The organism is Flavobacterium sharifuzzamanii, from assembly GCF_003254585.1.
GTDB lineage: Bacteria > Bacteroidota > Bacteroidia > Flavobacteriales > Flavobacteriaceae > Flavobacterium > Flavobacterium sharifuzzamanii.
In genome coordinates this window covers 37,467-49,122 of the sequence record NZ_QJGZ01000042.1, presented here as the reverse complement: position 1 = coordinate 49,122, position 11,656 = coordinate 37,467, and the positions used below count along the sequence as shown (strand labels likewise).

The following is an 11,656-nucleotide window of genomic DNA, read 5'->3' as shown; positions in this document are numbered from 1 at the left end:
GATTAATGCCCCACAAACGGATTTTTTTACTCTTATTTTTGGTTCTGAATTGCTTTGCCAATTCAGCAATCGCGCAATCTAATTGCAACCTCGATCCTAAAATTGATAAGACGGTAAAGAAAGCACTTTTAAATTTTAGGGAATCTAATTTCGAGAAATCATTAATCTATTCGAGAGCTGCCTTAAGTGCTGCAACAGCCATAAAAGACAATTGTCTTATTGCTCGCTCTTATAATATTATAGCTGCAAATTATAACGAATTGACAGAGTATGATAAAGCCATTTTTTTCTATAAAAAAGGTTTGTATTATGCCAATAAGACCAATAACGATTCTTTAAAATGTAACCTTTATAATAATTTAGGAAACATGTATTGTTTCGGAAAAGAACAATTTGATGAAGGAATCCGTAGTTATAAAAAAGCAGTAGCTTATGCTTTGAAAATAAATGATTTAAAAGAGGTTTATTTTACAAACGTAAATATTGCATGGGCTTATTTTGATATTGGAAATTACAATCAGGGATATCTCTTTTTAAAGTATGTAAACAGCACTAAAATAAAGTACAATGACGAATCGACAGAGGTTATTGTTGCTATGCTGAATGGTATTTACTCTAGCTATAAAAATGATAATAAAGCGGCAAATGCTTATTTTTTGAGTGCCATTGAAGCAGGTAAAAAATGTCAGGAAAAAATAGATCTGTCACATGCTTATTTAGAATATTCGCATTTTTTGAATAAAACAAACAGGCATAAAGAAGCGTATGATGCACTTGTTAAACATTATGATCTTTCAGATAATCTATACGATGTTAAGAAGATTAAAAAGGCATCGCAAGCTGGTTTAAGTCTTGAGTTGGATGAGTATAAGAGGCAAATCGATAAGGTTGAAGGAGAAAAAGTAGAGCAATCGCAGAGCTTAAGGAAATCAAAAATTATTGTAATTCTTTTCATTTTAATTTCTCTTATTCTTTTAGTTTTAATTATTACACTAATAAGGAACATTCGATATAAAAAGAAACACAATTTAGAGCTTCTTAAAGCCAAAGAAATTGCAGAGGAAGCCTCTTTGCTTAAAACTCAGTTTATATCGACTATAAGCCACGAATTGAGGACTCCGCTTTATGGTGTTGTGGGCATTACAAATATGCTTCTTGAAGAACATAAAGAAATTTCAAGAAGCCAGCATTTAAGTTCTCTTAAATTCTCCGCGAGATATTTACTATCTCTTGTAAATGATATTCTTCAGATTAATAAAATCGAAGAGAACAAGATTGTACTTGAAAACCTAACTTTTAATATTTCTGATGAAATTACAGTAATCAAAAATTCGCTTTCTTTTCTTTCGCAGAAAAATAATAATAGAATTTCTACTAATATTGACTCAAATATTCCTGAGTACTTAATTGGAGATAAACTGCGTCTTGCACAGATTTTAATGAACTTGGTAAGTAATGCATTAAAATTTACGAAAGACGGACAAGTTGAAATTAACGTAAAGTTGAATAAAGTGGAAGGAAAGCTGTATTATTTAGATTTCTTAATTAAAGATAACGGAATCGGAATTGCAGTTGCAGATCAGAATAAAATTTTCGAAAAGTTTGTCCAAGTTGGCAGACGAGATGAAGATTATCAAGGTACTGGTTTGGGGCTTAGTATTGTAAAAAGATTACTTGGGCTCTTCGGAAGTACAATTACGCTTGACAGTGATTTAGGAAAGGGAACTGCATTTTCATTCACAATTGCCTTTGAACATGATTTAGCGAAAACAAAAAGTATTATTGATGAAATTGAAGTTGATCTGACTTCAAGCGAGGTTTATAAAATTTTAGTAGTCGAAGATAATTTGATTAATCAGCTCGTGACGAAAAAGATTATCGAAAAAAATAATTATTCCTGCAAAGTAGTCGACGATGGTTTTGCTGCACTTAAGGCTTTGGAAAAGGAAACTTTCGATTTGATTTTAATGGATATTAATATGCCTTTAATGAATGGATTTGAAACCACTAAACGAATCCGTCTTCAAGGTATAGAAACTCCAATTGTGGCTTTAACGGCTTTTGATAAAGATGAAATTACAGATGAAGCGATTTCGTCTGGAATGAATGATATTATTATTAAACCTTTTGAGCCAGTTAAGTTATTTAAAATAATCAATTTCCTTATAAAAGAAAAAAACGCTGTTTAGTACCAGCGTTTTTTGTTTTTCTTTGCGTTTGTTGATTTTCTCGATTTATGAGCACCACCGCTTCTGTTTGAATTTTTAGGTTTTTCTCCAGCTTCTGGACTTCCAGAATGCCATTGATACGGATGATCTGCAATTGTTTTTACATCTACTTTAATCAATTTCTGAATGTCTTTCCAATAAGGAAGTTCATCTTTTCCACAGAAAGAAATTGCAATTCCGCCATTTCCAGCGCGACCTGTACGGCCAATACGGTGAACATAAGTTTCAGGAATATTCGGTAAATCAAAGTTGATTACATAAGGTAATTGCTCGATGTCAATTCCACGAGCTGCAATATCAGTTGCAACTAGAACACCAACTTCTTTATTTTTAAAAGCGTCTAGAACTCTTTGTCTTGCATTTTGTGATTTATCTCCGTGAATTGCTTCTGCAGGAATATCTTTTTTACGAAGTGCTTTAACAACATTATCTGCACCGTGTTTTGTTCTAGAAAAAACAAGTACGTTAGATAAATTTTCTTCTTTAATTAAAGTATATAGCAAGTTTCTTTTTTCTGTTTTGTCAACAAAATAAATACGCTGTTCTACATTTTCTGCAGTAGACGAAACTGGTGAAACTTCAACTTTTGCTGGATCTTGAAGAAACATTTCTGCAAGCTCGCGAATAGCGATTGGCATTGTTGCAGAGAAAAGTAAAGTTTGTCTATTTTTAGGTGTAAGCTTTACGATTTTTTTTACATCGTTTATAAAACCCATATCCAGCATCTGATCTGCTTCATCAAGCACTAAAGTGTGCAGATGATTTAAATCAAGAAAACCTTGTTTGTGAAGGTCAAGCAAACGTCCTGGAGTGGCAATTAAAACATCAACCCCATTTTTTAAAGCGTCTACTTGAGGGTTTTGTGAAACTCCTCCAAAAATAGTCAGCTGTGTTAAATTGGTATACTTAGCATAAGTGTCAAAACTTTGTCCAATTTGTACGGCTAATTCGCGAGTAGGTGTAACTACAAGCGCACGAATTTGTTTGGCTTTTTTTGACGAACCAACAATGCGATGTAATTGGTGTATGATCGGAATGGCAAAAGCTGCTGTTTTTCCTGTTCCTGTCTGCGCACAGCCAATTAAATCACGACCTTCTAAAACAATCGGAATTGCTTTTTCTTGAATAGGAGTCGGATTTAAATAGCCTTCTTCAAATACGGCTTTTTGTATACTTTTTGAAAGTGATAAATCTTCGAATAACATATCTTAGGTGTTAACTATTTTAGTTTTAATTCTAAAATGCCGTGCAAAGATAGGTTTATTCGGTTAATCCTTTATTTGAATTGGCTTTTATTTGGCAAAACCAGTTTGTTTTATACTAGAAACAAGCTTTTTTGAATCAGTCTTTTTCAATATTTGCTTTAACAAAATCGGTCACTAAATAGCCAATTAACTTGCCGATTAAGTTATTGTTTGGTGAATTGTCTAAATCTGGCGCGCCTTCGCAGATATGCAAATACGCTGCATTTTTATGTTCACCAAAGAAAGAAACAAACTGTCTCAATTCTTCGACAGAAAACCCGCTTATTGTCATGGCACTGCTTGCAATGTTTGGAATTGCATCTAAGTCGACTTCGATTCCAAAAGCATCATTTTTAATAAAATCCAAAGCTGTAATCATTTCACGATTAAAGTCTTTTTCTTTTCTAATATTGACACTATCGTAAGTATTATAGCGAACACGATCTTCCAGTTTTTTGATAATGTCTAAAACACTTTTTGAGGTGTAGTTTTCATGAAGTCCAAAAATGAAATATTTTTTTAAAAAACCTTCTTCATAAGCATACGAAAAGCCATTTCCGCTATGACGACCCTCTAAAATCCTAAAATCAGAATGCGCGTCAAAATTTACTGCATTTACGGGTTTTCCTTTTGCAAGAGCGGCACCTTTAATATTTCCGTAGGCGTTGTTATGGCCTCCGCCAATAATAATTGGTACTTTTCCTGCTTTAATTATGGTAAAGATAATATGAGATACTTCTTTGTCTATTTTTTCAACCAGTTGGCTTAATTTTGAACGATCATCAATATCATTAAAATCAAGGTTTTCTACTTCTCGCATTTCATTTGCAACGTTGATTTGTCCTAAAACAATAATGTTGCTTCCTTTACAAAATCTATTATGCTGAATGTTTGCAATGCTTTTTATCGCACATTGCCATGCTGATGCAGCTCCAGGCCTTCCATAATTGGCACGCACGCCAATGTCTTCAGGAATTCCTAATAGTACATACTTTGCTTCACTTTCTTTGAGAAAATTGACTTTGTCAACTCCTGATGGAATAACAATCATTTTTTCTCCGAACTTTAATTCACCACTTCTGTGATTTGTGACTTTTGCTAAATCATTTATAGTGAAAGGGATTAATTTTTCCATGAAAAAAATTTATTTTCCAAAAATAATATAATTGTAGAAACTTACGTTATTACCTTATATTAATTCTTAAATTTGTTATTAAAGAAAATTATTTAAATATGGAAAACCCAAAGAACAACAATTCAAGTCTAAAGGCGGTAATCGCAGTTTTAGCAGTCCTACTGATCGGTAGTTTAGTGTATATTTTTAAATTATCTTCTGATACAGAGGTTGTTAAGACTGAGCTTACAACGACTTTGACAGAAAAAGAATCTGTAATGAAAGATTTACAGGAGTTAAAAGCAACTTATGATGCTGCAATTGCTGAAAATACTTCGATGTCTGACGAATTAATCCAAGAAAGAGATAAAGTAGTAGCTTTAATGGATGATTTGAATAAGTCTAAAGGAGATGTTTCTAAATACAGATCGCAAGTTCAGGCAATGCAAAGTAAAATGAAAACTTTAGTTGCTGAAAACGATGAGTTGAAAAAACAAAATGGTGTTTTAACTACTCAAAGAGATAGTACTATTGTAGTTTTAGGAGAATCTAAAAAATATAATGAAGTATTAGTTGGTCAAAACGAAGAACTAGCTAAAACTGTAGAAAAAGGTTCTAAATTATCTGTTTTAAATACTAAAACTTCAGCTTACAAATTGAAAAGCTCAGGTAAACAAATCGAAACTGATAAAGCAAGCCGTGCTGATGTTTTGAAAGTTAGTTTTACAATTGCTGAAAATCAAATTGCTAAATCTGGAGACAAAACGTATTATGTTCAAGTTATCGATTCTAAAAACAATGTTTTAGGAGAAAAGAAAACAGAAAGTTTTGGTGATAACACTTTAACTTACAGTTTTAAAACTACAGTAAAATATGAAAATAAAACTGTACAAGTAAGTGAAGATCTTCCAGGAAAAGATTTTGCTAAAGGAACTTATTTTATCAATGTATTTGATAATGATGAGTTAGTTTCTAAAACTAGTTTCAGTTTAAGATAATTTTGCCGAAGGGATAAAATACCACTAAGATATTAAAGGTCTGTGATTTTCACAGACCTTTTTTTATGCTTGAAATTGTATAGTTATGTTTGAAAAACAATATGTTTCCCGTGGTTGAAACCACGGGCTATATTTAAATTTAAATCGTTGAAATAATTATTCTACAATTTTTCCTTCTACAAAAACAGATTCAATAAGATTGCTTCCGAAAGCGTAAGGAATTTGATAATAAGATGAAATTGGTTTTGTCAAGATTAAATTGGCTTTTTTGCCTTTTGTAATACTTCCGTGAGTTTCTGAAAGTCCCATTGCGTATGCTCCGTTTATTGTTGCTGCATTGATTGCTTCTTCCGGCGTCATTTTCATTTTGATGCAAGCTGTTGCCACCACAAAATTCATATTTCCTGATGGAGTAGAGCCAGGGTTGAAATCTGTTGCTAATGCTAAAGGTAAACCAGCTTTTATCATTTCGCGGGCAGGAGTGTATGGAATGCTTAGGAAGTAAGAACATGAAGGTAATGCAACAGGCATTGTTTCAGTCCCTTTTAATGCTTCAATATCTTCTGGGGTCATTATTTCTAAATGATCGACAGAAAGGGCGTTAAATTTAACTCCAGCCTGAATTCCGCCAATAGAATTAAATTGATTTACGTGAATTTTTGGTTTTAAGCCAAATGCTAAACCTGCTTCCATAATTTTTTCAGTTTCTTCTACAGAAAAATAACCGCTTTCGCAAAAAGCATCTACGTAATCTGCTAGCTTATCTTTAGAAATCTCAGGAAGCATTTTGTTGATAATTTCGTCCAAATAACCTGCTTTATCGTCTTTGTAATGCAAAGGAAATGCATGCGCGCCTAAAAATGTTGCTTTAATTGCAATAGGGTAGTTTTCGGCTAGTTTTTTGATTACACGAAGCATTTTTAATTCGCCATCAACTGTCAAGCCGTAGCCTGATTTAATTTCGACAGCTCCAGTTCCTAAATGCATTACTTCTTCTAGGCGAATTTTAGATTGCTCGTAAATTTCTTCTTCTGAAGTCTCGTTTAATTTTTTAGCTGAATTAAGGATTCCGCCGCCACGATTAGCGATTTCTTCATAAGAAAGTCCGTTGATGCGGTCTACAAATTCTTGCTCGCGATTTCCTGCGTAGACAATATGTGTGTGGCTATCGCACCAAGATGGAAGAACGACTTTTCCTGTTGCATCAATAGTTTTATCGGCATTGATTTTTGGAAGATTATCCATTGAGCCGAAATCTTCGATTAAATTGTCTTTTAGTATTAAAAAAGCATTTTTAATTGTTGGAAGATTAGCCATTTCAGAACCTGAAACTTTAGCAATTGAAGTTTCGCGAACCTGTAGTAACTCTTGTATGTTTGTGATTAAAGTGATCATTAGTAAGAATTGTTATAAAACACAAATTTCACAAATTTTCACGGATAAATATGTGAAAACTTGTGAAATTCGTAAAATTGTTTTTCTTTAAAGATTATTCAGAAATTGTTATTTCGAATATTTTATCCCAATATTTACCTGTAACAAAAATGGTTTTAGTAGCAGGGTTGTAAGCTATTCCGTTTAAAACTTCAGCATTTTTGCTTTTTACAAATTTACGTAGTCCAGATAAATTGATAATTCCTTCAACTGCACCAGATTTTGGGTCTACAACCGCAATGGCATCTTTTTGCCAAACATTAGCATAGAATTTTCCATTGATTAATTCTAATTCATTTAATGCTTTAATTTTTGAACTGCCAGAATAAACATTAATGTAATCAATTAGCTTTTGATTAGCAGGATCCATTTTCCAAATTTTCTCTGTTCCATCAGAATGGTAAATGTATTTGTCATCATGCGTCATTCCCCAACCTTCAATATCTTTATCGTATTTGAATGTTTTTTCCAGTTTAAAAGTTTTAGCATCATAAATAAAACCAGTTTTTTCCTGCCATGAAAGCTGATATAGTTTTCCATTGAAGAAAGTGATTCCTTCTCCAAAATATTCTTTCGGAAGATCAACTTGCTTGATTACTTTTCCAGTTTTATAATCTACTTCCCTGAAGTATGAATCTTCTTTTTGTCCTGTACTTTCAAAAAGTTTTCCGTCATGAAATTCTAAACCTTCAGTAAAAGCTAAAGAGTCATGTGCAAAAGTATTTACGATTTTATAATTTAAAAGTTTTGGCTCAACGTCTGAAACCACCTCAATTCTTTTAGTGGCATCAGAAGAATCTCCACCAAAATAAACAGTAGCTTTTAGGTATTGGTATCCTAATTTTTGGTCGATTAATTCAAATCTAAAATTTTCAGCGCCTTTTGTTCCTCCAACTCTTTGGTCGTTTATGAAGTAAGCAACGCTGTCGATTTCTTTCGAATTTGGGTTTAAAATTCCGATATTAAGCACTTCTTTTTGTGTAAAATGAGCCGGAAAAGCAGAATCGTCGATAGTAAACAAAGAATTTTCACCTTTTTTTGTGTCTCCACATCCGATTAATGTGATTCCTAATAAAATGACAGCTAGGAAGTTATATTTTTTCATAGTTTAAAATTTCAATAAGCCAATATACGATGTTATTTTTATAGCAGCAAAGCTCTTGCAAAAATATAAAAAGATTGTATATTTGCACCGGCAAGTCCTACACGACCAGCTCCTGCAGACTCCCCCAGGATGGGAACATAGCAAGGGTACGTGGTTGAGCGGTGCGATGTAGGTCGCTTGCCATTTTTTTTAGAATTTAATTAGTTTGTAATCTTCCTTTCAGGAGGATTTTTTTATTTTTGGGCATATGTAAATTCAATATGAGCGATAAGATTTCAAAAATATGTTTAATAATTCTCGCTATTGGTTTTGGATATCTTTTTGTAAAGCATTTTAATTATAGAAAAGAAATTAAAGATAATCGAAGCGAGACAATTTGTAAATATACTTTTTGCAAACAATTTCCAAGATCTACTGAAGCATATGTGAAGTATTGTGTTGATGGTAAATTGTATAGAAATAGTCCAGGTGGATGTCCAGAAAATAGCGAATCTGCTTTAAATAAATATTATCTAGTAGATTATTCTGCTATCGATCCGAATAAGATTATTGTAGATTTTTCTAAAGAGATTAAAGATTCCATATTGATAAAAGAATTGGAATCTAAACTTGAATTTAAATATTGGTTAGACCATTAAAAACTTATAACTAAAAAGAAAATGAGTAAAGTTGTTTTAATTACCGGAGGATCATCAGGAATTGGAAAATCTATTGGTGAATTTTTACATCAAAAAGGTTTTGTGGTTTACGGAACAAGCAGAAATCCTGAGAAAGTTTTAAATTCAATTTTTCCTTTGGTAGCTTTAGATGTTCGAAATTCTGATTCGATTAAAATTGCTGTCGATAAAATTATTTCAACTTCTGGAAGATTAGATATTGTAATTAATAATGCTGGAGTTGGAATTACAGGACCATTAGAAGAAATTCCTACTGAAGAAATTCGCAATAATTTTGAAACGAATTTTTTCGGTCCAATTGAAGTTATGAAAGCGGCTCTTCCGCAGATGCGTAAACAAAATTCGGGACTTATAATCAATATTACTTCAATTGCTGGTTATATGGGATTGCCATACAGAAGTGTTTATTCTGCTTCAAAAGGAGCTTTAGAATTGATTACTGAGGCCTTAAGAATGGAAGTGAAATCTTTTGGAATTGAGATTACGAATGTTGCGCCTGGAGATTTTGCAACCAATATTGCAGCAGGCCGTTATCATGCGCCAGTTATTAAAGATTCGGCTTATGAAAAAGTGTATAGTGATGTTTTAGCGACTATGAATGATCACGTTGATGCAGGAAGTAATCCGAATGAAATGGCAGAGGCAGTTTATAAAATCATTCAGACCAAAAAACCGAATGTGCATTATAAAGTTGGTGCTTTTATGCAGAAGTTTTCGATTGTATTGAAACGTGCACTTCCGGATAAAATGTATGAGAAGATGCTGATGAATCATTATAAGCTTTAATGTGTTGAAAAGTTTAGTAAATTTGTACCGTCTATTTTAGTTAAAGAGAGGATTTTTATTTGTTATTTTTGACTTGTAATTCAAAGAATCTTGGGTTTAATTATCGATAAAGTAATAAAAAAGTAAGATTGTATTAGAATAAAAATATCTTTAGAATTGTTTGATTATTAGTTTTAATAATAATCATTTAGAATATTTTTACATTGATTGTCTAAAGCAAATACAGGTTCAAGAGAGTGATCTTTATCTTTTAAATTTTCACATATTTTTTCAAGTCTATTTTTTAACTCGGGATTTTTCTGTTCTAGTTTGTACCAATTAGATTCAGTAATAGAATTTAAATAATCAGAAAGATCATTTGCTAAAAAAATGTAATTGTAATTTTCATCTCCTTTTTCAAAATCATTTGTAAAACGAACAAGACTTCTAATGGGGTCATATAAGATAAATCCACAATGAATTTTGTTTTTGAATAGTAAATCTATTCGGTCATGTATTTTAACTCTTAATATTTCATCTGTTTTTAAATCGTCACTATCTATTGCTATTAATAAGTTTCTATTACAATCTAAATATCTATAATTTGCCAGTGAATATGATGAAAATTTTTGCTGTTGTGATAATGAAAGTAATCCAGTGATTGAAATGCTCTGAAGGCATTTATCAATAATTGAAGTGTTTTTGATGTTTTCTTCAGGGACATGTAAAAAAATATTCGTCAGAATCAGCGAATTTTTATTAAATGTAAATCCTTCACCACTTAAAAAATGGCTAGAGCCAATAAAATCTGAATTAAATGCTTGATGCAAATTGTTAGATTCTATATTTTCGCCAGCACATACTTCTAAAAAAGGCCAATAAATTTTTCCAGATAATGTTTTTTCCTTTTTTATTTTGACAGGAAGTAAGCCATTATTGGTATTTAGAAAGAGTTTCATGAGTTTTTTATAATAAAGTAAAATTTTAAAGAATAAACTTACGATATTCTTTACGATTATAAAATCATTTAGATTACAAAAAACGTACATTACAAATTGGGTGCTTTTATGCAGAAGTTTTCGATTGTATTGAAACGTGCACTTCCAGATAAAATGTATGAGAAGATGCTGATGAATCATTATAAGTTATAAATCGCAATTAATTACTTGATTTTAGATTTAAATCACAAATTGATTTGATTTTTGAAATTGTTATTGGTATTGATTTCGTAATTTTGCAGCTGCGTTTGCGTGAGGGATAGGAGTAAACTACCGAAGTAGTACGGATAGCCCGACCGGATTTGGAAAAGGCGCTTGTAAGCGGTTTGATTGGTGCGCCTTTTGCAAATCTGGTCACGCCCTGAATAAATCAACACAATTTAAATAATATAAATTATGAAATTTTTTATTGACACAGCTAATTTAGCTCAAATTAAAGAAGCACAAGCTTTAGGTGTTTTGGATGGTGTAACTACTAATCCGTCATTAATGGCAAAAGAAGGAATCACTGGAAAAAATAATATCCTTAAGCATTATGTTGATATTTGCAATCTTGTTGAAGGTGATGTAAGTGCTGAAGTTAATGCTCTTGACTTTGAAGGTATGGTTAAAGAGGGTGAGGAGCTTGCTGAATTACATGAGCAAATCGTTGTAAAACTTCCTATGACTAAGGAAGGTGTTATGGCAGCTAAATATTTTTCTGATAAAGGAATTAAAACTAACGTAACTCTTGTTTTTTCTGTAGGACAAGCGCTTTTGGCTGCTAAAGCTGGAGCTACTTATGTTTCTCCGTTTGTTGGTCGTTTAGATGATGTTTCTACTGATGGATTGAACTTGGTTCAAGAAATTAGAGAAGTTTATGATAACTATGGTTACGAAACTCAAATTTTAGCAGCTTCTGTACGTCACACTATGCATATTGTAAACTGTGCAAAAATTGGTGCTGATGTTATGACTGGACCTCTTTCTGCAATTTACGGTTTATTGAAACACCCATTGACAGATATCGGTTTAGCTCAGTTTGTTGCTGATTTCGAAAAAGGAAATAAATAATCCTTAGATATTTAAAAAATTAAAATCGTCTTTTTTCTAA

At 32.1% G+C, this 11,656-nt stretch carries 10 protein-coding genes, 1 other RNA gene and 1 pseudogene; 7 read left to right on the top strand and 5 right to left on the bottom strand.

Annotated features, from left to right (window positions below):
* Nucleotides 1-5: 5 nt before the first annotated feature.
* Nucleotides 6-2,189: a response regulator gene (locus DMA14_RS19915; protein ID WP_111426275.1), complete on the top strand. Its 2,184-nt coding sequence runs from the start codon at nucleotides 6-8 to the stop codon at nucleotides 2,187-2,189.
* Here the strand turns inward: DMA14_RS19915 and DMA14_RS19910 are convergent.
* Together DMA14_RS19910 and DMA14_RS19905 are read right to left on the bottom strand one after the other, a co-directional pair.
* The gene (locus DMA14_RS19910) at nucleotides 2,186-3,433 is read right to left on the bottom strand and encodes a DEAD/DEAH box helicase (RefSeq protein ID WP_111379190.1); all 1,248 of its coding nucleotides are present in this window, start codon (nucleotides 3,431-3,433) and stop codon (nucleotides 2,186-2,188) included. The two genes, DMA14_RS19915 and DMA14_RS19910, sit on opposite strands and share 4 nt — an antisense overlap.
* 136 nt (nucleotides 3,434-3,569) lie before the next feature.
* On the bottom strand, nucleotides 3,570-4,607 hold the full coding sequence (locus DMA14_RS19905; RefSeq protein WP_111426274.1) for a formimidoylglutamase: 1,038 nt from the start codon (nucleotides 4,605-4,607) through the stop codon (nucleotides 3,570-3,572).
* A gap of 98 nt (nucleotides 4,608-4,705) precedes the next feature.
* On the opposite strand from DMA14_RS19905, the gene DMA14_RS19900 reads away from it, so the two are divergent.
* Nucleotides 4,706-5,584, top strand: coding sequence for a hypothetical protein (locus DMA14_RS19900; RefSeq protein WP_111379192.1), 879 nt, complete (start codon nucleotides 4,706-4,708; stop codon nucleotides 5,582-5,584).
* Between the two features lie 156 nt (nucleotides 5,585-5,740).
* Here DMA14_RS19900 and hutI read toward each other — a convergent pair whose 3' ends face one another.
* Nucleotides 5,741-6,979, bottom strand: a complete 1,239-nt coding sequence (gene hutI / locus DMA14_RS19895) for an imidazolonepropionase (protein WP_111426273.1) — start codon at nucleotides 6,977-6,979, stop codon at nucleotides 5,741-5,743.
* A 94-nt stretch (nucleotides 6,980-7,073) separates the two neighbouring features.
* Nucleotides 7,074-8,123, bottom strand: a complete 1,050-nt coding sequence (locus DMA14_RS19890; protein WP_111426272.1) for a glutaminyl-peptide cyclotransferase — start codon at nucleotides 8,121-8,123, stop codon at nucleotides 7,074-7,076.
* A gap of 88 nt (nucleotides 8,124-8,211) precedes the next feature.
* Between DMA14_RS19890 and ffs the strand changes: the two genes are divergently transcribed.
* From ffs to DMA14_RS19875, 3 genes are all read left to right on the top strand, one after another.
* An RNA gene (gene ffs, locus DMA14_RS19885) (signal recognition particle sRNA small type) lies at nucleotides 8,212-8,309 on the top strand.
* Between the two features lie 74 nt (nucleotides 8,310-8,383).
* Nucleotides 8,384-8,761, top strand: a complete 378-nt coding sequence (locus DMA14_RS19880) for a hypothetical protein (RefSeq protein WP_111426271.1) — start codon at nucleotides 8,384-8,386, stop codon at nucleotides 8,759-8,761.
* Between the two features lie 21 nt (nucleotides 8,762-8,782).
* Entirely contained in the window at nucleotides 8,783-9,586 is an 804-nt protein-coding gene (locus DMA14_RS19875) for an SDR family oxidoreductase (RefSeq protein ID WP_111426270.1), read from the top strand.
* 173 nt (nucleotides 9,587-9,759) lie between these two features.
* Here DMA14_RS19875 and DMA14_RS19870 read toward each other — a convergent pair whose 3' ends face one another.
* A complete protein-coding gene (locus DMA14_RS19870; RefSeq protein WP_111426269.1) occupies nucleotides 9,760-10,524 on the bottom strand; it encodes a hypothetical protein in 765 nt (254 codons plus the stop codon).
* Nucleotides 10,525-10,608: 84 nt separating this feature from the next.
* Between DMA14_RS19870 and DMA14_RS23030 the strand changes: the two are divergent.
* Both DMA14_RS23030 and fsa read left to right on the top strand, forming a co-directional pair.
* A pseudogene (locus DMA14_RS23030) lies at nucleotides 10,609-10,716 on the top strand (short-chain dehydrogenase/reductase); the annotation flags it as partial.
* Nucleotides 10,717-10,959: 243 nt separating this feature from the next.
* Complete coding sequence (gene fsa / locus DMA14_RS19860) at nucleotides 10,960-11,616, top strand: fructose-6-phosphate aldolase (RefSeq protein ID WP_111426268.1); 657 nt, start codon at nucleotides 10,960-10,962, stop codon at nucleotides 11,614-11,616.
* The last annotated feature ends 40 nt before the right edge of the window (nucleotides 11,617-11,656 follow it).

Bases quoted from the DNA above. Each gene is read 5' to 3' on its own strand.
- DMA14_RS19915 (WP_111426275.1), top strand. From the start codon at position 6: ATGCCCCACAAACGGATTTTTTTACTCTTATTTTTGGTTCTGAATTGC.
- DMA14_RS19910 (WP_111379190.1), bottom strand. From the start codon at position 3,433: ATGTTATTCGAAGATTTATCACTTTCAAAAAGTATACAAAAAGCCGTA.
- DMA14_RS19905 (WP_111426274.1), bottom strand. From the start codon at position 4,607: ATGGAAAAATTAATCCCTTTCACTATAAATGATTTAGCAAAAGTCACA.
- DMA14_RS19900 (WP_111379192.1), top strand. From the start codon at position 4,706: ATGGAAAACCCAAAGAACAACAATTCAAGTCTAAAGGCGGTAATCGCA.
- hutI (WP_111426273.1), bottom strand. From the start codon at position 6,979: ATGATCACTTTAATCACAAACATACAAGAGTTACTACAGGTTCGCGAA.
- DMA14_RS19890 (WP_111426272.1), bottom strand. From the start codon at position 8,123: ATGAAAAAATATAACTTCCTAGCTGTCATTTTATTAGGAATCACATTA.
- DMA14_RS19880 (WP_111426271.1), top strand. From the start codon at position 8,384: ATGAGCGATAAGATTTCAAAAATATGTTTAATAATTCTCGCTATTGGT.
- DMA14_RS19875 (WP_111426270.1), top strand. From the start codon at position 8,783: ATGAGTAAAGTTGTTTTAATTACCGGAGGATCATCAGGAATTGGAAAA.
- DMA14_RS19870 (WP_111426269.1), bottom strand. From the start codon at position 10,524: ATGAAACTCTTTCTAAATACCAATAATGGCTTACTTCCTGTCAAAATA.
- fsa (WP_111426268.1), top strand. From the start codon at position 10,960: ATGAAATTTTTTATTGACACAGCTAATTTAGCTCAAATTAAAGAAGCA.